At 72.8% G+C, this 26,266-nt stretch carries 26 protein-coding genes; 14 read left to right on the forward strand and 12 right to left on the reverse strand.

The features are described from left to right. Positions 1-78 precede the first annotated feature (78 nt). On the reverse strand, positions 79-951 hold the full coding sequence (locus tag JF597_RS13150; RefSeq protein WP_293993420.1) for a hypothetical protein: 873 nt from the start codon (positions 949-951) through the stop codon (positions 79-81). A gap of 275 nt (positions 952-1,226) precedes the next feature. On the opposite strand from JF597_RS13150, the gene JF597_RS13155 reads away from it, so the two are divergent. Together JF597_RS13155 and JF597_RS13160 are read left to right on the forward strand one after the other, a co-directional pair. After that, entirely contained in the window at positions 1,227-3,305 is a 2,079-nt protein-coding gene (locus tag JF597_RS13155) for a SpoIIE family protein phosphatase (RefSeq protein ID WP_293993421.1), read from the forward strand. A gap of 151 nt (positions 3,306-3,456) precedes the next feature. Further along, the gene (locus JF597_RS13160; protein WP_293993423.1) at positions 3,457-4,209 is read left to right on the forward strand and encodes a hypothetical protein; all 753 of its coding nucleotides are present in this window, start codon (positions 3,457-3,459) and stop codon (positions 4,207-4,209) included. A gap of 35 nt (positions 4,210-4,244) precedes the next feature. Here the strand turns inward: JF597_RS13160 and JF597_RS13165 are convergent, their stop codons facing one another. From JF597_RS13165 to JF597_RS13175, 3 genes are all read right to left on the reverse strand, one after another. Continuing rightward, positions 4,245-5,120 (reverse strand): acyl-CoA thioester hydrolase/BAAT C-terminal domain-containing protein, encoded by an 876-nt coding sequence (locus JF597_RS13165; RefSeq protein WP_293993425.1) that lies wholly within the window; start codon positions 5,118-5,120, stop codon positions 4,245-4,247. Between the two features lie 37 nt (positions 5,121-5,157). Further along, positions 5,158-5,955, reverse strand: a complete 798-nt coding sequence (locus JF597_RS13170) for a putative protein N(5)-glutamine methyltransferase (protein WP_293993426.1) — start codon at positions 5,953-5,955, stop codon at positions 5,158-5,160. A 92-nt stretch (positions 5,956-6,047) separates the two neighbouring features. Further along, positions 6,048-7,112, reverse strand: a complete 1,065-nt coding sequence (locus JF597_RS13175; RefSeq protein WP_293993428.1) for a hypothetical protein — start codon at positions 7,110-7,112, stop codon at positions 6,048-6,050. A 184-nt stretch (positions 7,113-7,296) separates the two neighbouring features. Between JF597_RS13175 and JF597_RS13180 the strand changes: the two genes are divergently transcribed. Beyond that, the gene (locus JF597_RS13180) at positions 7,297-7,698 is read left to right on the forward strand and encodes a MarR family winged helix-turn-helix transcriptional regulator (protein WP_293993537.1); all 402 of its coding nucleotides are present in this window, start codon (positions 7,297-7,299) and stop codon (positions 7,696-7,698) included. Here JF597_RS13180 and JF597_RS13185 read toward each other — a convergent pair. Then, positions 7,659-8,408 carry a GNAT family N-acetyltransferase gene (locus tag JF597_RS13185; RefSeq protein ID WP_293993430.1) on the reverse strand — a complete coding sequence of 250 codons (750 nt, stop codon included), beginning with the start codon at positions 8,406-8,408 and terminating at the stop codon, positions 7,659-7,661. The genes JF597_RS13180 and JF597_RS13185 overlap by 40 nt on opposite strands. Then, positions 8,405-9,328, reverse strand: a complete 924-nt coding sequence (locus JF597_RS13190; RefSeq protein WP_293993431.1) for an NADP-dependent oxidoreductase — start codon at positions 9,326-9,328, stop codon at positions 8,405-8,407. The genes JF597_RS13185 and JF597_RS13190 overlap by 4 nt, the downstream gene beginning before the upstream one ends. 168 nt (positions 9,329-9,496) lie before the next feature. Here JF597_RS13190 and JF597_RS13195 point away from each other — a divergent pair, with 168 nt between their 5' ends. From JF597_RS13195 to JF597_RS13225, 7 genes are all read left to right on the forward strand, one after another. Beyond that, positions 9,497-10,102: a sulfite oxidase-like oxidoreductase gene (locus JF597_RS13195; RefSeq protein WP_293993433.1), complete on the forward strand. Its 606-nt coding sequence runs from the start codon at positions 9,497-9,499 to the stop codon at positions 10,100-10,102. After that, complete coding sequence (locus JF597_RS13200; RefSeq protein WP_293993435.1) at positions 10,095-10,868, forward strand: ferredoxin reductase; 774 nt, start codon at positions 10,095-10,097, stop codon at positions 10,866-10,868. The genes JF597_RS13195 and JF597_RS13200 overlap by 8 nt, the downstream gene beginning before the upstream one ends. 331 nt (positions 10,869-11,199) lie before the next feature. Continuing rightward, complete coding sequence (locus JF597_RS13205; RefSeq protein ID WP_293993437.1) at positions 11,200-11,787, forward strand: hypothetical protein; 588 nt, start codon at positions 11,200-11,202, stop codon at positions 11,785-11,787. Between the two features lie 452 nt (positions 11,788-12,239). After that, positions 12,240-13,208 (forward strand): acetylxylan esterase, encoded by a 969-nt coding sequence (locus tag JF597_RS13210; protein WP_293993438.1) that lies wholly within the window; start codon positions 12,240-12,242, stop codon positions 13,206-13,208. 13 nt (positions 13,209-13,221) lie between these two features. Then, positions 13,222-13,626 carry a nuclear transport factor 2 family protein gene (locus tag JF597_RS13215; protein WP_293993439.1) on the forward strand — a complete coding sequence of 135 codons (405 nt, stop codon included), beginning with the start codon at positions 13,222-13,224 and terminating at the stop codon, positions 13,624-13,626. 89 nt (positions 13,627-13,715) lie between these two features. Further along, positions 13,716-14,900 (forward strand): serine hydrolase domain-containing protein, encoded by a 1,185-nt coding sequence (locus JF597_RS13220; protein WP_293993441.1) that lies wholly within the window; start codon positions 13,716-13,718, stop codon positions 14,898-14,900. 120 nt (positions 14,901-15,020) lie between these two features. Next, positions 15,021-15,764, forward strand: a complete 744-nt coding sequence (locus JF597_RS13225) for a GntR family transcriptional regulator (RefSeq protein WP_293993443.1) — start codon at positions 15,021-15,023, stop codon at positions 15,762-15,764. Here the strand turns inward: JF597_RS13225 and JF597_RS13230 are convergent. The 6 genes from JF597_RS13230 to JF597_RS13255 all read right to left on the reverse strand — a co-directional run bounded on the left by JF597_RS13230 (position 15,734) and on the right by JF597_RS13255 (position 22,740). Next, a complete protein-coding gene (locus JF597_RS13230) occupies positions 15,734-16,483 on the reverse strand; it encodes a class I SAM-dependent methyltransferase (protein WP_293993444.1) in 750 nt (249 codons plus the stop codon). The genes JF597_RS13225 and JF597_RS13230 overlap by 31 nt on opposite strands. 69 nt (positions 16,484-16,552) lie before the next feature. Continuing rightward, a complete protein-coding gene (locus JF597_RS13235) occupies positions 16,553-18,463 on the reverse strand; it encodes a hypothetical protein (RefSeq protein ID WP_293993446.1) in 1,911 nt (636 codons plus the stop codon). A 290-nt stretch (positions 18,464-18,753) separates the two neighbouring features. Next, a complete protein-coding gene (locus JF597_RS13240; RefSeq protein ID WP_293993448.1) occupies positions 18,754-19,515 on the reverse strand; it encodes an SDR family NAD(P)-dependent oxidoreductase in 762 nt (253 codons plus the stop codon). Beyond that, entirely contained in the window at positions 19,512-20,813 is a 1,302-nt protein-coding gene (gene hisD, locus JF597_RS13245) for a histidinol dehydrogenase (protein WP_293993450.1), read from the reverse strand. Before hisD ends, JF597_RS13240 begins: the two co-directional genes overlap by 4 nt. Before the next feature lie 29 nt (positions 20,814-20,842). Then, positions 20,843-21,778: a VOC family protein gene (locus tag JF597_RS13250; protein ID WP_293993452.1), complete on the reverse strand. Its 936-nt coding sequence runs from the start codon at positions 21,776-21,778 to the stop codon at positions 20,843-20,845. Further along, positions 21,775-22,740 carry a fumarylacetoacetate hydrolase family protein gene (locus tag JF597_RS13255; RefSeq protein ID WP_293993454.1) on the reverse strand — a complete coding sequence of 322 codons (966 nt, stop codon included), beginning with the start codon at positions 22,738-22,740 and terminating at the stop codon, positions 21,775-21,777. Before JF597_RS13255 ends, JF597_RS13250 begins: the two co-directional genes overlap by 4 nt. A gap of 276 nt (positions 22,741-23,016) precedes the next feature. Here JF597_RS13255 and JF597_RS13260 point away from each other — a divergent pair, with 276 nt between their 5' ends. Genes JF597_RS13260 through JF597_RS13275 form a run of 4 tightly spaced genes read left to right on the forward strand, consistent with a single transcriptional unit; the run spans position 23,017 to position 26,260 of the window. Beyond that, positions 23,017-23,322 carry an antibiotic biosynthesis monooxygenase gene (locus JF597_RS13260; RefSeq protein ID WP_293993456.1) on the forward strand — a complete coding sequence of 102 codons (306 nt, stop codon included), beginning with the start codon at positions 23,017-23,019 and terminating at the stop codon, positions 23,320-23,322. Between the two features lie 48 nt (positions 23,323-23,370). Continuing rightward, complete coding sequence (locus JF597_RS13265) at positions 23,371-24,495, forward strand: FAD-dependent monooxygenase (protein WP_293993458.1); 1,125 nt, start codon at positions 23,371-23,373, stop codon at positions 24,493-24,495. Then, complete coding sequence (locus tag JF597_RS13270) at positions 24,492-25,496, forward strand: amidohydrolase family protein (RefSeq protein ID WP_293993459.1); 1,005 nt, start codon at positions 24,492-24,494, stop codon at positions 25,494-25,496. Before JF597_RS13265 ends, JF597_RS13270 begins: the two co-directional genes overlap by 4 nt. Beyond that, the gene (locus JF597_RS13275) at positions 25,493-26,260 is read left to right on the forward strand and encodes a cyclase family protein (RefSeq protein WP_293993461.1); all 768 of its coding nucleotides are present in this window, start codon (positions 25,493-25,495) and stop codon (positions 26,258-26,260) included. The genes JF597_RS13270 and JF597_RS13275 overlap by 4 nt, the downstream gene beginning before the upstream one ends. Positions 26,261-26,266: the final 6 nt, after the last annotated feature.

Raw genomic sequence — 26,266 nt, forward strand, 5'->3', positions numbered from 1 at the left:
CCGCGAACCACGCCATGCCAACAGAAAAGCACCGATCTCCGGGCCCCGCACCACCCGCCGGGGCAGGCGGCCGCGGGCTCAGCTCCGGGTGAACTTGTAGGTCTTGCTGTCCGTGAGGACGCAGAAGCCGGGCGACATCACGATGACTCGCAGGGTGCCGGTGCGCCGGTCGTAGTCGATGCCCTCGGCCTCGAAGGTGCCCGAGCAGGAGCTGCGCAGTGGGAGCCGGCGCAGCGCCGTGACATGTCCGGTGACATCGGCGGAGCCGGGCCGGGCGGACAGGTCGATCTGGAGCAGCGGCTTGGTGTAGCCGAAGAGGCTGCCGTCCGGGTCGTCCGAGGAGCACAGCAGGGTGGTGGCACCGGAGAAGTCGCAGCCCTGCACGTCACGCACGGCGTGGTCCAGGTTGACGACGGACGCGAGCGGGAGGTTCGCGGACGGCGCGGTGCTCCTGTTGGCGCCCGGCGTCGGGAAGACCAGGAAGCGGGTCATCGTGCCGTACTCCCCGGAGAGCATGTACTGGCTGTCGGGCGTGACGGCGGACCAGGAGTTGTTGAGGGCCTCGCCGGGGGCGAGCGTGTGGACGTACTCCGACCAGGTGCCGTCGGGGGCCTGCACCCGGTACATCTTGGCGGTGCCGGAGTCCGCCTGGTAAGGCTCGACGTAGTAGCCGTCGTAGGACTCGTCGGGGTCGCCGACGTGGTTCCAGCCGCGACTGGAGACGCTGAGCGGGATGGTGCCGATGCCGGTGTACCGGTTGGGGCTGCCGGCCGGGACCTCGACCGAGGTCAGCCCCTGGCTCTCGGTCAGCGCATCGGCGTGGTCGGAGCCGGTCTCGGTCCAGGTGTCGGCGGCGGAGGCCGGGGCGGCGGTCGCGAGGACCGCGGTGGTGGCGAGGGCGACCAGGGCGGTCAGGCCTGCGCGACAACGTTGCCGGGTGGACGCGGGCATGGAAGCCTACTCCTCGGTATCGGGGGGGTGGGACGCGCGTGCGCCGGCCAGTCTGGCGTGGCCCCGATGGGCATGTACAGAACAATGACGGGACGGGAAAGTGAACTCACTCCCCTGCCGCCCCTGTGGTCGCTTCGCCGTACGGATCCCGCCGTGGTGAGAGATGGTGGAAAAGACGGTGGTGACATCGGCGAGCCGGGTGTGAGCGCGATAGAACAAGGGGAGTCGGCACAAGGGACGGCGTGCCGTACGAAAGCCCGAAGGCGGTGCGTGCGATGAGTCCAGCCGAGGCCTCGGTGCCGGGAGGCCGGGAGCCCGTGCGCGGACCCGTGCGGCCGGGCGGGCTGCTGGACGTCCTGAGCGTGGCCTCGGTCGTGCTGGACGCCAAGGGGCGGATCGTGCTGTGGAGCCCACAGGCGGAAGAGCTGTTCGGCTACTCGGCGCAGGAGGCGCTCGGCCAGTACGCGGCCCGGCTGATGGTGCACGAGCGCCACATCGAACTGGTCGGCAAGCTGTTCTCGGACGTGATGAGCACCGGGCGGAGCTGGGCCGGTGGTTTCCCGATCCGGCACAAGGACGGCTCCACCCATGTGGTCGAGTTCCGCAACATGCGGCTCACGGACGACAACGGCGACGTGTTCGCGCTGGGTCTGGCCGCCGACCAGTCGACCGTGCGGCGGCTGGAGCAGGACGTGGCGCTCTCCGAGCGGATCGTCAAGCAGTCGCCCATCGGGCTGGCGGTCCTCGACACGGACCTGCGGTTCGTGTCGGTCAACCCGGCCCTCGAACGGATGAACGGCGTCCCGGCCGCGGAGCACGTGGGGCGGACGATCCGCGAGGTGCTGCCCTTCATGGACGTCGAAGCCCTGGAGTCGACCTACCTGCGGGTGCTGCGGACCGGCGAGCCGGTCATCGACCAGTCCGCGGTGGGCCGTACGCCGGCCGACCCGGACGAGGAGCACATCTGGTCGGTGTCGATCTACCGGCTGGACGACGCGCTGGACAACGTGCTGGGCGTGGCCACCTCGGTGGTGGACATCACCGAGACGTACCGGGCCGGGGTCGAGGCCGAGAGCGCGCGCCGGCGGCTGGCAGTGATCGCCGACGCCTCCGCCCGTATCGGCACCACCCTGGACCTGGAGCGCACCGCCCTGGAGCTGGCCGACGTCGCCGTGCCGGAACTCGCCGACGTGGCGGTCGTTCAGCTGCTGGACACGGTGGTCGAAGGCCTGCGCAGCACCCTCGGCCCGGCCGAGGCGGCCGCGCTCCGGGCCCTCGCCGTGCGGGCCGAGCAGACGGCGGACGCGGGCCGGGCCGCCGACGTCCCCGGCACCGTCACCCGCTACGCGCCGAACCGGCTCATCACCGGGTGCGTACGGGCCGGGGAGGCCGTCGTCCTCCCGCAGGTCAAGGACGGGGACCTGGCCCGGATCGCCCCCTCCCCGGAGGCCGCGGTGCTGCTGGGCCGAGCCGGGGTGCACTCGTACCTGGCAGTGCCGCTGATCGCGCGCGGCGAGGTGCTGGGCGCCCTCGATCTCAAGCGCACCCGCAATCCGGCGCCCTTCGACGACGACGATCTGCTGCTGGCCCGGGAGCTGGCGGCGCGGGCGGCCGTGCAGATCGACAACGCCCGCTGGTACGAGAACGCCCGCACCACCGCCCTGACCCTCCAGCGCAGCCTGCTGCCCACGCATCCCCGGGTCGCCCCCGGTCTGGAGGTCGCCTCCCGCTACCAGCCGGCCGACGCCACCGTCGAGGTGGGCGGCGACTGGTTCGACGTCATTCCGCTGGACGGCGGCGGAACGGCCCTCGTGGTGGGGGACGTGATGGGCAGCGGCATCAACGCGGCCGCGACGATGGGCCGGCTACGCACCGCGACCACCACCCTGACCTCGCTGGGCCTGGACCCGGCGGTCCTCCTGGAACACCTGGACAAGACCACGTCGGGCCTCGACCACTCCATCGCGACCTGCGTCTACGCCGTCTACGACCCGCATCTGCGCCGCTGCCGGATCGCCAACGCGGGCCATCTGCCGCCGGCCCGGCTCCGCCCCGGCCGGCCGCCGGAGCTCCTCGATCTGCCCACCGGGGTCCCGCTGGGCGTCGGCGGGGTCGCCTTCGCCACCACGACCGTCGACTTCGAACCCGGCGACGAGCTGGTGTTCTACACCGACGGCCTGGTGGAGACGCGCTCGCACTCCCTGGACGAACGCCTCGACGAACTGCTGGCCCTGCTCGACGGCCCGCCCCGCCCCCTGGAGGAGGTCTGCGACCTGCTGCTGCGGGAGCTGCACCACCCCGACAACCACGACGACGTTGCGCTGCTCATCGCACGGGCCCGGGAACTGCCGTAGCCGAAGGGCCGCGGGCGCGCCGGACACACCGCTGCCGGATTCATCGAATTCACAGGAACCGATTACCGGATTCTTATCGGCAGCCCACCACACTTCACAGAGAGGCATGCATCGCGCGATGCCGCGTGCCGTTCGCCGATGGGAGCGAGCCGTGACGCACGAACCGGAGCGGGAAGACCGCCGTGGCGTCGGTGGAGCCGAGCCGTCGATCCCGCCGATGCCCGACCGTCCCCCGCAGGCCGCGGCCGCGGAGTGGGGAGCCCCGTCGGAGGTCCTCTCGGGGCCGGGACCGGACCGTGAGCCGGGCGCACCGCTGCGCGGTCTGTGGCGCCGTCAATCGCTCCGCGTGCGTGCGGTGACCGTGGCCCTGGTCGCGGGAGCGCTCGCCCTGGGCGGCACGGTGGCGTTCGCCGCCGGCTCGGGCGGCGGCGGCTCCACCGCATCCCCGGCCGCCTCCGGTGCGCCGACGGCGCCCTCCGCACCGGACGGGCGCGGACCGGGACACGGCTGGTTCGGGACAGGCGGCATGGGCGTGCACGGCGAGGCGACCGTCAAGGACCCGGACACCGGCACGTACGTGGTGCGGGTCTGGCAGCGGGGCACGGTCGAGAGGGTGGACGGCGGCCAGGTCACGGTGAAGAGCGACGACGGCACGTCGTGGACGTGGACCGTGGGCTCGGACGTCAAGGTGCGGGGCGACTCCGACGCGCTGAAGAAGAGCGCGACGGCCTTCCTGATCGGCACCCGCGGCAGCGACGGCAAGCCGACCGCGTCCGCCGCGTTCTCGGGCGACTTCCCGGGCCTGGGCCGGGGCGGCGTCATGCACCACCACGGTGGCCCATGGCAACGCCCCGACACCCGCTCACCGTCCCCGAGCCCTTCGGGGAGCGGGGCCGGCACCTAGCGCGTACATACGCCTCCCGCCGCACCGGCGGGAGGTCAGGACGCGACCCCGGGCAGTGCGGTGGTGCCGAGCCTGTCGAGGATGTGCGGCCATGCCGCTTCACCCAGGAGCCTGTCGGCCTCGGGCGTGCCTCCGTAGAGGAAGTGCGGGGAGTGGGGCGCCGGGCTCTCGCCGGGCAGACGCGGTCGGTGGCCGGCATCGCGGCGGGTGATCAGCTGCACGGTGGCCCCGGCTGAGCGTCTGCGTGCTGCCAGCTGTTCGGCGAAGGGGAGCGAGGGCCACATGGCGTCGTCGCCACCGGCGACGAGCAGCAGATCGGCCCGGGCCCTTTCCACGGGGATGTCCGCCCGGGCGAGGAGACCGGCGAAGGTCTGCTCGCTGCGTTCGTACCATCCGCGGATGGCGACGGGACCGTGGCCCTGCCCGGTGGGGGCCCAGGATCCGTCCATGGGGACGAAAGGAAGGGGCTGCGCCCGCCAAGTCCAGGAAGAGCGATACGGGTGCTGTGCTCCGTCGCGGCCCGGACCCACGTTGCACCAGACCCGCGACGTGGGTGAGAGTGCGATGACGACGTCCACGCGCGGGTCGTACACGGCTGTGAGCAGGGCCGCTTCAGCGCCCTTGGAGACGCCGAGGACACCGATGCGTTGTGCCCCGCTCGCCGCAAGGAGGTCGACGGCGGTGGTGAAGGTCTCCAGAGGGATCTCGCAGATTCCCGGGGACTGCCCCGGCCCGCCGAACCAGCGGACGGACAGAGCCGTGACGCCCTGCCGGGCGAGGATGCGTGCTCGCTCGCGTTCGATGCGCCCACTGGAACCGGCCAGGACCAGCACACCGGTGTCGCTTCCCTGGGCAGGGGTGGCCAGGACGCCTTCCCAAGGAGTGTCCAGCCTCTGTTCGGCAACGTCCACGTGTTCCCCTCGATCACCGTCCGCCTGCAGTGGTCCCTCAGGGGCGGTCTCGGTCCCGTACGCCGATCACGACGTTCGCGTACAGCTCCTCGGAGGCCGCGAGCCGGGTGTGCAGCCCGGCGTGCCGGAAGATTCGGACGGCTTCGTCGGCCTGACGCTCGCTCGTCTCGACCAGGACGCAGCCGCCGGGCGCGAGCCACTCGGGGGCTCCCGCGGCGACTCTGCGCAGCACGTCGAGTCCGTCGCCGCCGCCGTCGAGGGAGACCAGCGGCTCGTGCTCGCGGGCCTCGGCGGGCAGCAGCCCGACCTCGTCGCTGGGGACGTAGGGCACGTTGGCGGCGAGGATGCCGGTCCGGCCGCGCAGGGCGGTGGGCAGGGCGTCGAACAGGTCGCCGACGTGGGCATGGCCGCCGTAGGGGGCGATGTTGCGGCGGGCGCAGGCGACGGCGGCCGGGTCGATGTCGGCGGCGTGCAGTTCGGCCTCCCCGAGGGCGGCGGCGAGGGCCGCGCCGACCGCGCCGGAGCCGCAGCACAGGTCCACGACGACGGACGCGCCGGGCGCCTGGGCCAGGGCCTGGCCGACCAGGAACTCGGTACGGCGGCGGGGCACGAACACGCCGGGTTCCACGAGGATGCGCAGTCCGTGGAACTCCGCCCAGCCGAGGACGTGTTCGAGGGGCTGTCCGGTGGCGCGCCGGTCCACCATGGCGGCCACCTCGTCAGGGGTACGGGCGGTGGCGAGGATCAGCTCCGCCTCGTCCTCGGCGAAGACGCAGCCGGCGGCGCGCAGCGCGGAGACGACGGCGGAGGTTCCGGTTTCGGAGAGTGAGGTCATCACCCCGGAGCCTATCCGCACGCCGACGCGCCGGTCAGTTGGTCTGTCACCGCTCGGACGGACCGCCTGCAGGCGGTCCGCCGGGCGAACGGTCAGACGCCGACCGTCTCTTCGGTCTCCTCCTCGGCCGCTTCGGCCTCCTGGGCCGGTCCGGCCGGTCCGGCAGGGGACTTGGGTACGACCACGGTGGCGGCCGACGCCGCCTTGGCCCGCTCGTGGGCCGCGGCGATCGCGGTGACCGCGAGGCCGGCCAGCAGCCAGACCGCGAGGGTCCACACGTTCCGGCCGAGGCCGTCGCTGCCGAAGTACAGCAGGCTGCGGATGCCCTCGACGAATCCGGCGCCGTTCCAGAAGGCGTGCAGGGTGCCGAAGAAGCCGTTCTGCAGGTCGGGGCGGAACAACCCGCCGGAGCTGGTGAAGTTGAGCATCACGAACAGCACCATCATGGTCAGCGTGGTCCACCGCTTGAGGAAGGTGTGCAGGCCGACGCCGATGAGGAGGATGCCGGCGGAGTAGAGCCAGGCCATGCCCCAGACCCCGGCGAGGTCGTGGTGGGCGAGGTGGAACACCGGTCCGGCGAGGAATGCGCCGATGCCGCTGACGACGGCGGAGACGCCGAGCGCGAGCAGGGCGCGTATCCGCATGGGGAGTGCCGCGCCGGCCGCGCCGAGGGCGGCGACCGAGGCGTAGGAGCCGATGCTCACGGCGATGAGCAGGAAGAAGAGGCCCTGTCCGGTGGGATCGTCCGCGACCGGCTTGGCGACATCGGTGACCTTGAGGGCCGCGCCGTTCTTCTCGGCGACCGGCGCGAAGACCTTCTCGACGGCCGTGGCGCCCATGTCGGAGGCGGCACTGGCGACGATCAGCTCCGGAGTCCTGGCACTCGGCACATAGGCGCCGGTCACGGTCCGCGACCTGAGCAGGTCGACGGCCGCGGCGCGGGTGGGGACGGTACGGACGTCGAGCTTGTCGCCGGCGGTGTCCTTGACAGTCTGCGCCAACACCTTCGCTTCTTGTCCGGCGCCGACCACGGCCACCGGCATGTGGTTCGGCTCCGGGTGAACGAACGCGCCCATATAGGCGAGCCCCATGCCCAGGCACATCAGCAGCGGGGTGATCAGGTGCGTGAGCACATGGCGCAGTGCCGGTGACCTCATCGCGTACGACCTCCAGAACCTTCGGGCCAAACTGGTTGGCTTATACAACTCACGAGCAAGTTGTACTATACAACTAGGGCGTCGGAGGAGGTATTCCCGTGAGGGCGTTGCGGTGGAAGGCGCGGCCGTCGGAGGTGTTCGCGTGACAACGGCACAGACGGCGGTGGAGACCATCCAGCGGGAGATGACGGCGTTCGCGCGCCGGGCCCGGGCCTCGGCCGGGCGCATGCACCCCGAGCTGTCGCTGGTGTCGTACACCCTGCTCGGGCACCTGGAGGAGCGCGGCGGCTGCCGGGCCACCGACCTGGCCGCGCACTACGCGCTCGACAAGTCGACGGTCAGCCGGCAGGTGGCGGCGCTGGAGCGGGCGGGGCTGATCGAGCGGCGCCTGGACCCTGAGGACCACCGGGTCCAGGTGCTGCATCTGACGGAGGCCGGGCAGGGGATCCTGGCCCAGGTCACACGCAGCCGCCGGGCCGCCTTCCAGGAACAGCTGGCGGACTGGCCGGAGGCGGACCTGGTCAGGTTCGCCGGGTACCTGGAGCGCTACAACGCCGGGACCTCGACGGGTTCCGCCGACGACTGACCGAGCGGCTCCGGGACCCTGGCCGCGACGAAGGCGGTACGGCGGCGCAGGCGGAAGCCGAGCGACTCGTACAGACGGATCGCGTTCGTGTTCTCGGCGCCGGTGTGCAGGAAGGGTGTCTCGCCGCGTTCCCGGATGCCGTGCGCGACCGCGCGGACGAGCCGGGTCGCGAGACCCTCGCCACGGTGTGCCGGGTCGGTGCAGACCGCGCTGATCTCGGTCCAGCCCGGCGGGTGCAGCCGCTCCCCCGCCATCGCGATCAGCCTGCCGTCCCGGCGGATGCCCAGGTACGTGCCGAGTTCGACGGTGCGGGGCAGGAACGGGCCTGGGCGGGTGCGGCCGACCAGGTCGAGCATCTCCGGTACGTCGGCCGGGCCCAGCCGGACCGCGGCCGGCTCCGGGGCGGCGTCCATGCCCTCGTCCACCAGCTGTACGCCGGCGATGTTCATCGTGAGCTCCCAGCCCTCCGGGAGCTCACCGCGGTAGCCGGGCAGCGGGACCTCCGCGCCGGGGCCGGCCAGGGCGGCGAGATCCGCCCAGTCCCCGGCGTCCGGATCGTCGGGCAGCGCCAGCCACGGGGAGACGTCGGCGGGGTAGCGCAGGATCCGGCCGCGCCGCTCGGCGAAGCGGGCGTGCGGGCCGGTGAGCGAGGCGCGGGCCGGGTTGTCCAGGACGTGCGGAGCGCCCTCGCGGGCGTGCGGGACGCTCATATGGCGACCTCGATCACGATCTTGCCCAGGGCGTGCCCGTCCTCGACGGCGCGCACCGCCTCGTCGGCCCTGTCCAGCGGGAAGGTCCGAGAGACATGCGGGTCGAGTTCACCGGCCACGACGAGCTCGGCCACCTCGTCCAGGACTGTGGCGGTCCGGGCGCGTGCCACCCGCGACCCGCCCAGCGCGGCGACGGTCTCCGGCGCCGCGCCGGCGGTGATCAGCCTGGTGCGGTCGGCGAGCAGGCCGGCCGCCTCGCTGAGCACCTCGCCGCCGACCAGGTCGTAGACGCCGTCCACGCCGTCGGGAGCGACCGCCCGCACCCGGTCGGCCAGGCCCGGGCCGGAGGGCACGTGCACGGCGCCCAGCGACTCGACGAGGTCCTTCTTGGCCTCGCTCGCCACACCGACCACCCGCAGGCCCCAAGCGTGGGCGATCTGCAGGGCCGCCACGCCCACTCCGCCGCCTGCGCCGGTGACCAGCAGGGTCGCGCCTTCGGGCAGGTCGAGCTGGCGTACGCCGTCGTAGGCGGTGGCCGCGGCGACCGGCAGGGTGGCGGCGTCGGTGAAGGACAGCGAGGCGGGCTTGTGCGCGGTCAGGGACGCCGTCAGCAGGGCGTACTCCGCGAACGCGCCGCCGGGCGTGTTGCCGAAGACCTCGTCACCGGCCGCGAACCCGGTCACGCCTTCGCCGGTCTCCTCGACCACACCGGCGGCCTCGCTGCCGAGGACGACCGGGAAGCGTGCCTCCCCCTCGCCGGGGCGGCGGAAACCGCCCCGCAGCTTCCAGTCGACGGGGTTGACCCCCGCCGCGCGGACCGCGATCAGCAGTTCACCGGGGCCGGGAACGGGCCGGGCCACCTCGGCGAAGGCCTCGGCCTCGGGCCCGCCGTGCCTGGTGTAGACGTACGCCTTGGGCATCGTTTTCCTCGCTCTCTGGTGCTGTCACCGGTGTCCCGGCAGCCGCACTCAGCGGCAAGGACGGGCACGGGGCGGCTATTCCCGCACCCGCGGATCGTTCATACGGCCGCAATGAACGGGGGCCTGACCTGGGCGGGAGCACCCGATCGGGCGTCGTACGGTTGGAGCATGAACGTCACCCGAGGCTTTTCCGGCCGCCTCCGAGTCCACAACGCCGGACTGCCGCCCGGCCAGTACGACACGGGCGCCGACTGGCCGGTGCTGTCCGCCGAGGTGACGCCCGAGCTGGCGCCGGCCGACTGGTCGTTCCGGATCGACGGTCTGGTGGCCGAGCCGCGCACCTGGGACTGGGACGCGGCGCACGCGCTGCCCGCGTCGGTCTACGAGGGTGACATCCACTGCGTGACCAGCTGGTCGAAGTTCGGGGTGCGGTTCGGCGGCGTCTCGCTGGACGCGTTCTTCGATGTGGTGCGCCCCCAGGGGGCCGCCACACATGCCGTCGCCTACTCCCACACGGGCTACACCGCCAACCTGCCGCTCGCGGACCTCACCGGCGGGCGGGCCTGGATCGCCTTCACGTACGAGGGCGAGCCGCTGCCCGCCGAGCACGGCGGCCCGGCGCGGCTGCTGGTGCCCCACCTGTACTTCTGGAAGAGCGCCAAGTGGATCGCCGGCATCACCCTCCTCGACCACGACGAGCCCGGCTTCTGGGAGCGCAACGGCTACCACGCGCGGGGCAACCCGTGGGAGGAGCAGAGGTACTCCGGTGACTGAGACGACGACCGCCGGGACGGCCTTCGCTCCCCCGACGCGCTTCGCGGTGCCCGGGCGCATCGAGGTCGGGGACCAGGCCGCGGGGGTGTGGCAGACGGCCACGATCACCGGGATACGGCGCGAGACCCCGCGCGCGGCGACCTTCCGGCTGGCGGTGCCCGCCTGGGCGGGGCATCTGCCGGGGCAGCACCTGATGCTGCGGCTGACCGCCGCGGACGGCTACACGGCCCAGCGCCACTACTCCCTCGCCTCCGCACCGGACGGCTCCGGGCACATCGAGCTGACCCTGGACCATGTCGCGGACGGCGAGGTCTCGGGCTGGTTCCACACGGTGGCCCGGCCCGGTGACACCGTCGAGGTGCGCGGCCCGCTGAGCGGCTTCTTCGCCTGGCCCGGCGACCGGCCCGCGCTGCTGGTCGGCGCCGGCTCCGGGGTCGTACCGCTGATGTCGATGGTCCGGCACCACCGGGCCCGGGCCCTGGAGGTGCCGCTGCGCATGGTGGTGTCGGCACGCTCCCCCGAGGAGCTGATCTACGCCCGGGAGCTGGGCGCGGAGACCACGACCGTCTTCACCCGCGCCGCGCCCCAGGGTGTCCCGGTGGGACGTATGTCCGCCGCACATGTGGCCCCGCTCCTGGCCGAGGAGCCCGAGGGCGGGTGGGAGGCCTATGTGTGCGGCTCCAACGGGTTCGCGGAGCATGCCTCGCGGCTGCTCGTGGCGGCCGGACAGCCGGTGGACCGGATCCGCATCGAGCGGTTCGGCTGAGCGGTTCGACTGACCGCCGGCGCACCTGACGGCCACCGCGGGCGCGCGGAGCGAACGTGCGGGGCGGACGCGCGGAGCGGACGCTTTCGGCTCCGGAGCGTGCGGTCCGGGGGCGTGCGGTCAGTGGGTGCCCGGGGCGCCGGGACGGGTGGGCGGCGCGCGCCGGAACCTGTGCTTCAGCCGGTGCCGGATCCGGATGTCCGGGCGGTGGGCGAGCTGCTCCGTTCGGGGTACCAGTCCCGTGTGGACGCTCGCATGCGAGCGGGGGCACGCTGGGAGCTGCGGACCGGCTGTCCGGCCCTCCGGCTCTTGTGGCGGCGAGGAGGTCGACATGCGTACCCGGGTGCGTGGCTGGCGCTGGCGGCAGAACCCGCTGCGGCGCAAGTCCGACATGGTGGAAGCGTGGATAGCGCTCGCCGTCGCGGTCCTGCTGTGCGCGGGTGCGCCCCTGGCGGGTGCGATCGCAGGGCTCTGGGCCCATGAGCAGGCGCGGTCGGTGGCGGTGGTGGAGCGGTCCGAACGCCACATGGTCCGGGCCGTGGTCGTCGGCGGCAGCCCGGAGCAGCTGCCGTCGGTGCAGGGCGGCGACCGGGCGCACGCCTACCAGACGAACGTCCGCTGGACCGTGCCCGGCGAGGGGACGAAGACCACCCTGGCCCGGGTCCCGGCAGGCACGCGGACCGGTGACGCGGTGGACGTGTGGTTCGACCGGCAGGGGCACGGGGTCGCCCCGCCGCCCGACGACGTCGCCGTCTGGCAGCACACGGTCACCGTGGGCCTGTGCGGGGCGAGCGCCGCGGCGGCCGTGGTGCTGCTCGGCCACGGCATCGTGCGCAGGGTGGCGCTGCGCCACCGGCTCGCCGAGTGGGAGCAGGAGTGGGCCCGCACCGGACCTGACTGGACCCGCGGTCGCGCGTGAAACCCCGCGCCGGACGCCCCGCGTCCGGGACCCCTGCCCGGCTGTCTGCCGATCGCCGGGCCACGCACGCGTGCGTGGCGGTGCGCCGGTCGGCCCGGACCGGCCGCCTTCGCCCGCGCCGACCGGCACCGCGTCCCGCCACCGCCGTCGTCCACGCCCCGGCCCCGCCTACCCCCAGCCTCGCCCACGCCCCGGCCTCGTCCGTGCCCCGGTCTCCGGCTGGGCGCCCGCCGTCGCGGCCGAGGTGACCCGACCACCCGCCGCGGCCGCTCAGCCGCCGGGGGTCCCCGCCCGCCGTCCACGCACGGCAGTTCGCCTCGCTGACCAGCGGATCCGCCGCCGACGGCAGGAGGTTCGCCGCGGTGGCCGGCTGTGCGGGGGCCTGGCGATTCGTCGGACCATCCACGTACGGTGTGATCATCCGCACCTTCCCTTCACCAAGGCGGTTGTTGATGGCCCTGTTCGACCTTCCCCTCGACGAGCTCCGGGAACACCGCAGTACGTCGGTGGCGCCAGACGACTTCGACGCCTTCTGGTCCAAGACGCTCCAGGAAGCCCGCGAGCACGATCTCGACGCCCGTTTCGAGCCGGTCGACGCCGGGCTGTCCACGGTCGACGTCTACGACGTGACGTTCGCCGGTTTCGGCGGCCACCCGGTCAAGGGCTGGCTGCGGCTTCCGGCCGGCACCACCGAACCGCTGCCGCTCGTCGTGGAGTTCATCGGGTACGGCGGCGGCCGCGGCCTGGCGCACGAGAACCTGCTCTGGGCGTCGACGGGACGGGCGCACTTCACGATGGACACCCGCGGCCAGGGCAGCGCCTGGGGCGGCGGAGGCGGCACCGCGGACCCGGTGGGCGGTGCGCCGGCGTACCCCGGGTTCATGACCCGGGGCATCGACGCGCCCGAGAACTACTACTACCGCCGGGTGTTCACGGACGCGGTCCGGGCGGTCGAGGCGGCCCGCTCGCATCCGCTGACCGACGCGTCGCGGACCGTGGCGCTCGGCTCCAGCCAGGGCGGCGGGATCACCATCGCGGTCGGCGGTCTGGTCCCGGACCTGGTGGCGGTCGCGCCGGACGTGCCGTTCCTGTGCGACTTCCCGCGCGCCACCACGCTGACGGACCGTCACCCGTACCGGGAGATCGGCCTGTTCCTGAAGACGCACCGCGGCCGCTCGGCGGACGTGCAGCGCACCCTCTCCTACTTCGACGGTGTGCACTTCGCGGCCCGCGGCCGGGCCCCGGCGCTGTTCTCGGCGGCCCTGGAGGACCAGACCTGCCCGCCCTCCACGGTCTACGCGGCCTTCAACTCCTGGGCGCACGAGGACAAGACGATCGAGGTGTACGACTTCAACGACCACGAGGGCGGCGGCCCGTACCACGAGGCGACGAAGGCGCGCTGGCTGCGCTCGTACATCTGAGGAGGAGGCGGAGTTGGACGTACGGGAGACCGCGGAGCGGTTCGTCCGGGTCTGGGAGCGGGGCTGGGCCGCGCACGACGTGGACGCGCTGCTGGCCCTGTATGCCGAGGACTGTGTGCACCGTTCGATGCCGTTCCGCGCCCCGCACCGGGGCCGGGACGAACTCGCCGCCTATCTGCGCTGGTCGTTCGGGGCGGAGCGGGTGACGGACGTCAGGTTCTCGGCGCCCCTGGTGGGCCCGGACGGGGTCGCGGCGGCGGAGTTCCGGGTGCGGTCCGAAGAAGGGGGTACGGCGGCCACGCTGGCGGGGTGCGTGTTCGTGCGCTTCGACGCACAGGGCCTCGCGGTGGAGTCCCGCGACTACTGGCACACCGGGGAGGGGCACCAGGAGCCGGCCGGAAGACTCTTCCTCCTCTGAGCTTCCCCCCAGTCCGACCAGTCGGTACGTTCGGGGTGCCCGGACCGCAGCGTCGCGGTCCGGGTTTTCCGGCGTACGACGGAGGGCGCATGTCCGAGCACGAGTCCCAGCCGCAACCACAGCCACAGGTCCACGGCCACTGCGATCCGCGTTTCGCGGCGGTGCGGGAGGCGTTCGAGGAGAACTTCCGGGACCGGGAGGAGCTGGGCGCCGCCGTCGCGGTGACGGCCGGCGGCGAGACGGTGGTGGATCTGTGGGGCGGCTGGGCCGATCCGGCGCAGGGCCGGCCGTGGGAGCGGGACACCGTGGTCAACGTCTGGTCCACGACCAAGGGTCCGGTGGCGTTGTGTGCGCACATCCTGGCCGACCGGGGGCTGCTCGACCTCGACGCGCCGGTGGCCGCCTACTGGCCCGAGTTCGCGGCGGCCGGCAAGGAGCGGGTCCTGGTGCGCCATCTGCTCTCGCACCGGGCCGGGCTGTCCGGGCTGCGCGAGCCGCACTCGCTGCGGGATCTGTACGACTGGGAGCTGACCACCGCGCGGCTCGCGGCGACGGAGCCCTGGTGGGAGCCGGGGACCAGGTCCGGGTATCACGCGCTGACCTACGGCTTCCTGGTCGGCGAGGTGGTGCGGCGGGTGTCGGGGCTGCGGCCGGGGGCGTTCCTGGAGCGGGAGGTCACCGGGCCGCTGGGGATCGACTTCACGGTCGGACTGCCGGAGAAGGAGTCCGGGCGGGCGGCGGAGCTGGTGCATCCCCGCGTCGTGTCGGACAGCGAACAGGCTGCGATCTTCAGCCAGTTGGCGCCCGCGGCGGTCGCCGCCCTGGCCAACCCCGGCGTGGGCGCGAATGCGGCGAACACCCCCGGGTGGCGGGCGGCCGAGATCCCGGCCGCCAACGGGCACGGCACGGCCCGGGCGGTCGCGGCGCTGTACGGGGTGTTCGCCGGCCGGGGCGAGTACGGCGGCCTGCGCGTACTGTCGCCGGAGGCGGCCGAGCGGGTGCGGGAGGGCCAGGGCAGCTGCCGTGACCTGGTACTGGGGGCGGGTTTCGAGCACGAGACCGAGATCGGGCTCGGGCTGTGGCTGAGCGGGCCGAACGGCTCGTACGGGCCCAATCCGCGGGCCTTCGGGCACGACGGGTTCGGCGGTTCCTGCGGGTTGGCCGACCCGGAAGCGGGGGTCTCCCTCGGATACGTCATGAACCGCATGGGGCCGCGGATCGCGGACGACCCGCGGAAGACGGCCCTGGTCAACGCCGTTTACGCGTGTCTGTGAGGCCCGCACGGTTTCGGCCGAACCCGCCGGCCGCTCTTCCCTGATGGTTTAGACCAATGCTAGATGTGGTCGCGGAACGAACCCGCACGGCTACTTCTTGTCACCCACAGGAGGAGCGGCATGGCCCGCACCACCCCCCACGGTCACTCCGAGAGCGAAGGGCAGCCCCTGTACTGGCGGATCGCGACACAACTCCTCGGCGAACTGCGCGACGGCACCCTGCCGCCCGGGGAACGGCTGCCGGCGGAACGGCAGTTGGCGCGGCACTTCGGGGTCAGCCGGGAAACCGTCCGGCAGGCACTGGAGGTGCTGCGGCACAGCGGACTGGTGGCCACCGACCGGCGGGGCAGTCACGCGACGCTGCCCGGCCGGCCGGTGGAGAGCCCGGTCTCGCTCGCCTTCCCGGTGGGCGCCGGGCCCACGGAGCACGGCGCGGTCGACCGGGCCACGGTGGCCTGGGAGGAGCCGCCGCCCGAGCACGCGGCGGCGCTTGGGCTGGCCCCGCACCGGCCGACCCTGGTGCACCGCTACGAGTCCGCCTCCCCCGACGGCCACGCCCTGCGCACCGCCGTGACCTCGTTCTCGGCGGTGGCCCTGACCGAGGTCGAGGAACTGGGGCGCTACCGGGACCGGGCAGACGGCTGTGCCGCCGCGCAGCTGCGCCGGGCCTACGACTGGATGCGCCAGGCGGGCCTCACCCTGCACCACCGGGACTCCATCACCCAGGTCGCGGACGCGTCCTCGGTCCGGGTGACCCGCCGGGTGCACGACCAGTACGCCCGACCGCTGGAGATCACCGACCTGGTGGTGGACGCCCAGCAGGACGCGCTGGTCTACGAGTTCACGGTGCCTGCCGCGGGCTGACCGCGCCGGGCCACGACCAGCCGGGCGCGCGGGCTGTCGTCGGCGCGCGCGCCGAACTCGGGCAGCGCGGACAGCTCTACGGAGAACCCCGCGCGCGCCAGCTCCTCCAGCACGGCGCCGAGCCGGAAGGCCCGGTAGTACATGACGAACGGGGGCCGCCACAGGGCGTTGCGCACGCGCATCACGGTGTCGAAGCCCAGCAGCATCCAGAACCCTGGGCTGGTGGGCCGGGGCGGGGCGAGCACCGGGAAGGCGAAGGTGCCGCCCGGCCGCAGCACCGCGTGGACCTGGCCGAAGAGGCCGGGCAGCTCCCGGGGCAGGAAGTGCCCGAACGCCCCGAAGCTGACGACCAGGTCGAAGGCGGGCCCGAACGGCAGGGCCCGGGCGTCGCCGCGCACGTAGGTGACGTCCGGTCCCTCGGGCGGGGGCTGCCGGCGGGCGATCTCCAGCATGCCGGCGCTGAAGTCGACCCCGGTCACGCTGTGCCGGCACACTCGGGCGAGTACGTCGGTGCCGGCTCCTGTCCCGCAGCACAGGTCGAGGCCGTCCGCGAAGGGGCCGAGCGGGGTGAGCGCCTTCGCGACCGACTCGAGGACCGGGTCCGGGGTCCGGAAGGGGGTGTGGTCGAACTTCGGGGCCAGCAGGTCGTAACCGCGCTCGACCGAGGACAGGGCCTGGACGGCGAGTTCACGGAGGCTCGGGCCTTCGGGGCTGAACATCCGGCCAGCCTACGGGAGCACACGGCGCGGGCGCGGCCCCGGCGGGGGCCGCGCCCGCGCCGTCCGGTGTCACGCCACGGTGAGCGTGAGGGCGCCCGTGTAGGTGGAGCCGGCGGCGATCGCCGTCTCGGTGCCGTCGACCGTCAGCTTCACGGACCTGCCGCGCGGTGCCCGCACGGCGGCGTCGGCCGCGAGGGTGAGGCTGGTCAGGTACGAGGTCCCGGTGACCGTCCACGTCGACCCGCTGTGCAGCTTCACCACCACGCCGTTGTTGACGGCGGCCTGCACGGTGTTGGTGACGATGCCCAGCTCGTAGAAGGTGGACGAGTCGATCGAGGAGACCCGGTGCTTGGCCCTGGTCGCCGAGATGACGCCCGTGACGGTGGAGTCCTCGAAGGTGAGGACCATGTTCTTGCCGCCCCGCATGCCGTTGTAGAAGTCGCCCTGCAGGCTGATGGAGCTGAAGGTGGCGGCGCCGTCGGTGGAGTGGACGGCGGTGACGTCGAACGAGGAGTCCTTGGCCGGGTCGGTGGTGGGCTCGGTGTAGACGCCGACGTTCATCATCTTGCCGTCGACGTTGACCGGGCCCGGGTCGTCCAGCTCGATCATCTGCAGGATGACGCCGTCGCGCGGGTTGAGCCGGGCGCCCTGCGAGCCGTCCACCGAGATCGTCGTCTGCTGGCCCTTGTTGAGGAAGGTGGCCCGCTCGGAGTTGATCACGGTGCCGCCGTCCAGGGTGAGTTGGCCGGCGCCGAAGAACATGTAGCCGAAGTGCCCGGAGTCCACCACCGTGCTGCGCTCGGGGATGGTCCGCAACTCGGCGTCGGACAGGCCGAGTCCGAGCTCGGTGTTGAGCGCGGCGACGGCGTCGTGGGTGCTGTCGCCGTAGTGCACGACGGCGGCCGGCCCGGCGATGATCGTCGCGTAGGAGCCGACGTCGAAGCGGGAGCCGAGGACCCGGACGGTGGCGTCGCCGATGGCGTAGGTGCCGTAGCCGTAGTCGCCGGTGTTGCCGACGTGGCTGTTGATCGCGGTCAGCTTCAGGCCGCTGCCGCCGCCCTCGACCGACAGCGCGCCCCAGGTCTCGGAGAACACGGTCGAGTCGAGGTAGGTGGCGATGCTGTTCCTGCCGATCAGGTTGGTGGCACGGACGTTGCCGTCCAGCCCCAGCATCCAGGGCACCGACTCCATGTACGGGGTCTCGACGGTGGCCTGGTAGTCGGCGGGCAGGACGCCGTTGCGGGCGCGCAGCAAGGAGTCCCTGACGAGGACGTTGGCGCCGCCGTCGGCGATGACGGTGGTGCGGACGACGCCCCTGTTGCTGATCCGGGCGCCGTCCACGACCAGCTTGGTCGCGGAGCCGTCGGAGACCACGGCCGCGCCGTACCCGGCGAAGTCGGAGCGTCCGTTGCCGTCGAGGGTGATGGTGGGGCTCTGGAGGGTGTAGCTGCCGCTGTCGACGTAGACGCCGTTGAAGCACTCGCCGGTGGAGGCGATGGAGATGTTGCGGGCGGCGGTGCCGGTGACCTTGCCGCCGCGGACGGCGGACAGCACGGACTTCGCGGAGTCGACCCCGCCGGAGCCGACGTACAGCGCCTGCCGGAACGGGAAGGTCAGCGTCTCGTAGGTGACGTCGTTGGACTCGGCGACGGTGAGGACGACGTCACCGCGGTAGGTGCCGGCCTGGATGAGGGTCCCGGTGGCGCCGGTCGCGGTGAGCAGCTGGCCGGTCTCCACGCCGTCGACGGTGAGGCTGATGTCGTACCCGTCCGGGGCGACGATCCTGCCGCCGTCGCCGATGGTCAAACGGCTCACCCGGGTGGTCGCGGCGAGTCGGTAGGTCTCCCCCGCGGCGACGGAGATCGTCCTGCCCGCCGCCTTGGGCGCGGCGGTGGCGGTACCGGAGGCGACCGGAACGAGCACGGCCGCTGCCGTGGCGGAACCGGCGATCAGGAACGAGCGTCGGGATGTCAGCGTCATTGCAGGCCTTTCCACGGATGGATTGCGCGGTGCGTCATCGCGCAGAGTCACGAGTCGCCCGTCGAAACCAAGGCGACGAAGGCACCTGAGGTGCGCAGGTGGGAGTGAATCAGCCCTGGGTAACCCGGGACAGACATCGCACAGACGCATCCCGGAACCCGATGCCTTCGATCGGGCGGCCTGCTTCATGGCGATCACACAGAGTCGCCACAGTCCCCGGCAGCGGCCACGCACGACGGCGAGGTGGACGGCCCGTGTGCCGTCCACCTCGCCGTGTCCCTGCAGGTGAGCTACGCCGGGGCGATCATCCCCGCCGACAGGTCGATGTCCGCCCCGCACAGTCCGGGCATCGCCAGCATGGCGACGAGCGCCCGCGCGACCTCGTCCTCCTCGACCAGCCGGCCGAGCGCGGCCCGGGAGACGAAGTCCCGTTCCGCCTCCTCGACGGTTCGGCCGGTGAGTTCGGCGGTGAGCCGGAAGTTGCGGTCCATGCGGGGTCCCCGGACCGGGCCCGGGGAGAGGGAGTTGACCGCGACACCGTGCGGGCCCACCTCGCCCGCCAAGGTGCGGGTGAGGCCGATCAGCGCCATCTTGGAGGCGGTGTACGGCGTCCGGTTGAGCAGCGGGCGTTTGCCGCTGACCGAGGCGACGTTGACGATGTCGCCCCGTCCGGCGGCCAGCATGGGCGGCAGGAAGGCCCGGCACATGAGGTAGACGCCGCGCACGTTGGCGGCGAACACGTCGTCCCACTCGTCGGGTTCGATGTCGACCAGGGGCCGGACCGGCCCCGCTCCGCCGGCGTTGTTGACGAGCAACGAGACGTCCTCGCCGGCGAGCCGGTCGGCCAGTGCGCGCACGGATGCAGGGTCGGAGACGTCGCACACCGCCGTACGGGCCGCTTCGCCGACCTTGGCCGCGGCCTGGGCGAGGGCCTGCTCGTTCCGCCCGACGAGGACCACCCGGGCCCCCGCGTCGGCGAGCGCCAGCGCGAAGGCCCGGCCGAGCGGGCCGCCGCCACCGGTGACCAGGGCCGTACGGCCGACCAGGCTCACGCTTCGTTCCACGGCAGCGCGTCGCCGGCGGCCTTCGCGGCGCGTACGTCACCCGAGCGGGCGTGGCCCTCGAACAGCTCGATGCGGGAGGCGCGCCCGCACAACCGCCCGAGCAGGGCCTGCGAGGCGGGGTCGGTGACCTCCTGGTAGGTGACCGTCTTGAGATACTTCCCCACCCACAGACCGCCGGTGTAGCGGGCGGCACCACGTGTGGGCAGCACATGGTTCGTGCCGATGACCTTGTCGCCGAACGACACACAGGTGCCCTCGCCGAGGAACAGGGCGCCGTACTGGGTCATCTTCTCCAGGGCGAGGCGCGGCTCGGCGGTCAGCACCTCGACGTGTTCGAAGGCGAACGCGTCGGCGAGTTCGTACAGTTCGTCGACCGAGCCGACGACGTGCACCTGTCCGTGGTTGCGCCAGGCGGGCTCCGCGTAGTCGCGGGTGGGCAGGGAGGGCAGGATGCGCTCGACCTCGGCGAGGGTCCGCTCCGCGACCCGGCGGGAGGTGGTGACCAGGACGGCCGGGGAGTCCGGGCCGTGCTCGGCCTGCGAGAGCAGGTCGACCGCGCAGACGAACGGGTCGGCCTCGTCGTCGGCGAGGACCAGGATCTCGGTGGGTCCGGCGAACAGGTCGATGCCGATCTCGCCGAAGAGCTGGCGCTTGGCCTCGGCGACGTAGGCGTTGCCGGGACCTGCGATCAGGTTGACCGGCTCCATCGTGTCGGTGCCCACGGCCATCGCGGCCACCGCCTGAACGCCGCCGAGCAGCCAGATCTCGTCGGCGCCCGCGAGGTGCATGGCCGCGACGGTGGCGGCGGGGATCTCGCCGTGGATGGGAGGGGTGCAGGCGACCACCCGGGGCACACCGGCCACCTTGGCGGTGACGATGGTCATGTGCGCGGAGGCGGTGAGCGGGTAGCGGCCGCCGGGGATGTAGGCGCCGGCCGCCTGCACCGGGATGTGCTTCTGCCCGAGCTTCACGCCGGGCAGCGTCTCCACCTCGAACTCGCCCATGGAGTCGAGCTGGTGGCGGGCGAATCGACGGACCTGCTCCTGCACGAACGTGATGTCGTCGATGACCTGCCGGGGCACCGAGGCGACGATCTTCTCGACCTCCTCCGTGCTCAGCCGGAAGGAGTCGGGGCTCCACTTGTCGAACTTCTCGGAGTAAGCGCGGACGGCCGCGTCACCGCGCTCGCGGATGTCCGCGATGACGCCGGTCACCGTCACGCGCACCTGGTCGAGGGAGGCGGCCACCTCGGCCCGGGGCACGGCGTGCTTCAGGATCTCTGCCACAACTGCGGCCTTTCTGGGAAGGATCGGGGTCAGACCGGGGGCGCTTCGAAGAGCACGTCGGGGTCGTTGAACTGCTCCTTGGCGACCGACTCGCTCATCGGGTCGGCGGTGCCCCACTGGTCCTGGGTGATCGGGTCGTCCACGTCGTGCCGGCCGGGGTGCCACAGGTCCTCTTCGAGGACGGCCAGTTCGGTGGTGTACTCGACGGTGTTGCCGTGCGGGTCGTGGAAGTAGGAGAAGGTGTTGTCGCCCGCCAGGTGCCGTCCCGGCCCCCAGGTGAGCCGGGTGCCGGCGCGCAGGGCACGTCCGGTGCCGCGCATGTACTCCTCCACCCCCCGCATCTCGAACGAGGCGTGGTGCAGCGACACATGGGGTCCGCGCGCGATGGCGAAGGAGTGGTGCAGCGGGCTGCACCGCAGGAAGTACATGAGGTCACCCATGTGCGTGGAGTACAGGGTGTCGGTGAGCCGGAACCCGAGGTGCTGGATGTAGAAGTCCCTAAGCCCCTGCGGGTCCTGGGAGTTGACCACACAGTGCGAGAGCCGCACCGGGACGGCCTCCCGCTCCTCGATCTTGCGGTGGGTGCGGGTCGTGACGTCCGCGGAGACCTCGACGACCCGCCCGTCCGGGTCGAAGAAGCGCAGCCCGTAGCCGCCGCCCGGGGTGTCCAGCGCCCGGGGCTCGTGGACGATCTGCACCCCGGCCCGCCCCAGCCGCACCGCGAGCTCGTCGACGGCCGCCGGTGACACCGCGCCGAAGGCGACGAGGTCCATCCGCTTCCGCTCGTCCTCGCGGATGCGGACGACGTACTGCTCGGGGCTGCCCTCGGCGGCGAAGAACGCGATGCCGCTGTCGTTCGCGACCTCGGTCAGACCCCAGGTGGTGCCGTAGAAGGCGCGCTGGGTGGCGAAGTCCGGTACGGCCAGGTCGACATGGCGCAGGTGGGTGAGGGGCTGGAAGCTCATGCGTGACTCCTGACGGTGTTGCGCTGGTGGCCGAGGCCGGTGATCTCCGCGTCGATCACGTCTCCGGGCGTGAGGAAGACCCCCCAGTGCGCGCCGTTGCCGGCCGGGGAGCCGGTGAGCAGCAGGTCGCCGGGGCGCAGGGTGGTGGTCGTGGAGGCGTAGGCGATCAGCCGGGGAATGTCGAAGATCATGTCCTTGGTGGACTCGTCCTGCCGGACCACCCCGTTGTGCCGCAGCGTGATCCGCAGGTCGGCCGGGTCCCCGACGAAGTCCGCGGGGACCAGGAAGGGCCCGGTCGGCAGGAAGGTGTCGGCGTTCTTGGCGGTGAACCAGTCGGTGCCGATGGCCTTCAGGTCGGGCCGGTACAGCCGGTCCCGGGTGGTGAGGTCGTTGCTGATCGTGTAGCCGGCGACGTACGACATGGCCTCGGCGGCCGGGATGTTCTTTCCCTGCTTGCCGATGACCAGGGCGAGTTCGAGCTCCCAGTCGTGCTGTTCACCGAGCGCGGGCAGCACGACGTCGTCGTACGGCCCGCACAGCGCCCGCGGTGAGCCGAGGAAGAGGTAGGGGACGCCGTCGCGGATCCGCTCGTCCATCATCTTCTCGGCGTCGGCGCGGGCTTCCTCCGGGGTGGCGCCGTGCACGCTCTCCTTCTCGGCGGCGACCAGGTCGACCACGTGCTTGCGGTAGTTGGCGCCGCTCTGCAGGATCTGGCCCGGTTCGAGCGGTGTCCCAACCCGCAGGTCCGCCAGGTCGTGCCAGTCGCCGTCGGTGGCGGCGGCCAGCTCGTGCAGCCGGGGCAGCCAGGTGTCCCAGTCCTCGACCAGCGCGCGTACCGACGCCACCGGGCCGGAGAGGTCGCGGACCCGCGTACCGGCCACCAGGCCGGGGAAGGCGGCTGCGCCGTCGCTGAAGGTGCCGAGCGCGAAGGGGCCGGCGTGGGAGGGGGAAGGTTCGGGCACGGGCGGCTCTCCTCGTACGGGTGGGTGCTCGCCTTCGACGCTAGGCATCGCGTCCGGTCGGCGGAAATGGCCGTTCACGATGGCTGCCATCGCCTGCGCACCCGTCCCCGCGTCCGTCGGTGCACGGCTGCGGCCTGCGTCGATGTGCGGCGGCGCTGCGGGGGAGCGCCATCGCCGTCGGGGATGGATGACGTCCCCCTTGTCGATGCCTCGATCCGTTGACCCTGCACCTACCGCCGATCAGGCTCGATGCCACCCCGAACCGAGGAGCACACCGTGGTAGTCGAGCACGCCGAGCTGACCGTCGAGGAAGGCCGGGAAGCGGAATTCGAGGAGGTCTTCGGCACGGCCCGCGAGGTGCTCGCCGAGGCGGACGGGTTCCGCTGGGCGGAGTTGCTGCGCGGCGAGGAACGGCCGCGGACGTTTCTGCTGCTCGTCGGCTGGGAGTCGGTCGAGGCGCACGCGGCCGGGTTCCGGGAGTCGGAGCGGTTCGCGCGCTGGCGGGCCCTGGTCGGCCCGTTCTTCGCCGCCCCGCCGGCCGTCGAGCACTTCCACGAGCTGGGCCCCCGCTTCACCGGCTGAATGCCGCGGCCCCCACCACCTGTCCTTCTACCTTCGCAAGGATCGCCCATGCCCGTGAACAAGGTGCTCGTCGTCGGTGGCGGCATCACCGGAAGCGTGCTGTCTCTCGCCCTCGCCCAGCGCGGGGTCGAGGTGGAGCTCGTCGAGGTCTCGCCCCAGTGGTTCGGGGTGGGCCATGGCATCACCATCCAGGGCAACGCGCTCAAGGCGCTGCGTTCGGTGGGCGTACTGGACCGGGTGCTGGCCCGGGCGGTGCCGTTCGACCTCATGCGGCTGCGCCGGGCGGACGGCGGTCTGATCACCGAGCTGGAGACCCCGCACACCGGTGGCGCCGACCTGCCGTCCACGGCGGGCGCGCTCCGCTCCGACCTGCAGAACGCGCTGTGCGACGCGGTGTACGCGCACGGCGTCACGGTCCGCCTGGGCCTGAGCGTGCGCGGCCTCGACCAGTCCGCCGGCCCTGTGGACGTGACGTTCACCGACGGCTCCGCCGGCCGCTACGACCTGGTGGTGGGCGCGGACGGCATCAACTCGGCGATGCGGGCGCTCATCGGGATCCCGGCGAGGCCGCGCCCCGTGGGCATGTCGATCTTCCGGGTGGTGGCGCGGCGCCCCGCCGGGATGGACTGTGCCGAGGTGTACTACGGCGGTCCCCGCTACAAGGCGGGTTACAGCCCGATCTCCGACGACCGGTGCTACGCCTACCTCCTCGACGAGAACCTGGACGCCTCCCTGATCGGCCCGCGTGCCTCGCTGGACCTGCTGCGCGAGCGCGGCGACGGGTACGGGGGCACCTGGGGGAGGATCCTCGCCGCGCTGCCGGACGACACGGCGGTGGACTACCGCTGGATCGAGGCGGTGCTGGTCGACGAGGACTGGCACCGGGGCCGGGCCGTGGTGATCGGCGACGCGGCGCACGCCTGCCCGCCGCTGATCGCGCAGGGTGCCGCGATGTGCATGGAGGACGCGGTGCTGCTGGCCGAGCTGGTCACCGCCGACGAGCCGGTGGACAGGGCCCTGGATCGGTTCATGGCCAGGCGGCTGCCCCGGGTCCGCATGGTGCTGGACAACTCCCTCCGGCTCGCCGAGTGGGAGATCCACCCGGACACCCCGGGCGCCGACCCGGCCCGGATCATGTCGGAGACCCTCGCTTCCCTGACGGTGGCCGCATGAGCACGCCCGTCGTCGACTTCCACGGGCATCTCGCGGTCCCCGGGGCCGACGCCCTGGTGACCGGCACCGCAGGCTTCGCGGCCGAGCTGGCCGCCGAGCAGCGCGCCCACTCCCCGGAGTCGCTGACCGCCAACCGGGCCCAACTCCGGCGCCTGGCGGCGAGGCTGACGGACGTGGACGCCCGGCTCGCCGACCTGGACGCGATGGGCGTCGACCTCCAGGTGGTCGGCCCGATGCCCATGCACCACTACTGGGCCGGTCCCGGCCTCGCGGTGCGGCTGGCCCGTACCGTCAACGAGGCGGTGGCCGCGCACTGCGCCGCCGCGCCCGGCCGGCTGTACGGCCTCGGCACGGTACCGCTCCAGCACCCGGACCTCGCGGTCGCCCTGCTCGACAAGGCGGTCAACGAGCTGGGCCTGTACGGCATCAGCGTCTCCACCGGCGTCGAGGGCGGCGAACTGGCCGACCCCGCGCACGACGACGTCTGGCTGAAGGCCGAAGAGCTGGGCGCGGTCGTCTTCGTCCATCCCTGGGGCTGCTCGCTCGGCGAGCGGCTCGCCTCGAACTACCTCGGCAACACGGTCGGCCAGCCCGCCGAGACCACGGTCGCGCTCTCCCACCTGATCTTCACCGGGGTCCTGGACCGCTTCCCGCGCCTGAAGCTGGTGGCCGCGCACGGCGGCGGCTACCTGCCGACGTACATCGGCCGCTCCGACCACGCCTGGCGGGTGCGGCCGGACGCGCGCGGCTGCGCCGAGCCGCCCAGCGCCTATCTGCGCCGGATGTGGTTCGACGCCCTGGTCTACACGCCCCGCGCCCTGCGCCATCTGGTCGAGGAGGTGGGCGCGGACCGGGTGGTGCTCGGCACCGACCACCCCTTCGACATGGGCGTGACCGACCCGGTGGCCCGCCTGGACGCGGCCGGCCTCGACCGGGCCGCGCGGGACGCGATCGCCGGGGGCAACGCGCTTGATCTGCTGCTGAAAGGAGACACCCGATGACCCTGGGGCCCGTCGAGGAAGAGCTGGCCAAGGCCCGCGCCGCCTACCGCAACCGGGGCCGCTGGGGCGAGGACGACGCGCTGGGCACGCTCAACTTCGCCGACGACGCGATCCGCGCGCACGCCGCGAGTCTGGTCCGGCGCGGCCGCTCGTTCTCGCTGGCCCGAGGACTCGACGAGTCCGGCCCCCAGGCCGGAACACGATGGCACGGGCTGACCGGCGCCGGCCACCTGCGCGGTGCCTGCACCGGCCGCGGGGTGCTGCTCGACGTCGGCCGGGCGGTCGGCGACGGGCGGGGTGAGCTCCCCGACGGTTTCCCGATCCTGGAGGAGCACCTGCGGGACACCGTCGAGGCGCAGGGTGCCACCTCCAGTGTCCGCCGGGGTGACATCGTCCTCGTCCGCACCGGGCAGCTGGGCCGGGTACGGCGGCTCGGCACCTGGGGCGCGTACGGCGCCGGGGACGCGCCCGGGCTGTCCTTCACCACCCTCGGCTGGCTGCACCGCACGGAGATCGCGGCCGTCGCCACCGACACATGGGGCGTCGAAGTACGGCCGTACGAATTCGCCGAGCCCGTGCCGTCGCCGCCCCTGCACCGGATCGCGGTCTCCCACATGGGCCTGCCGCTGGGCGAGACGTGGGACCTGGAGGCCCTCGCGGCCGACTGCGCCGCCGACGGTGTCTTCGAGTTCCTGCTGGTCGCGGCACCCTTGCCGGTGACCGGCGCGGCCGGTGCCCCCGTCAACCCCATCGCCGTCAAGTGAGCCGCC

The organism is Streptomyces sp. (assembly GCF_019510245.1).
Lineage (GTDB): Bacteria > Actinomycetota > Actinomycetes > Streptomycetales > Streptomycetaceae > Streptomyces.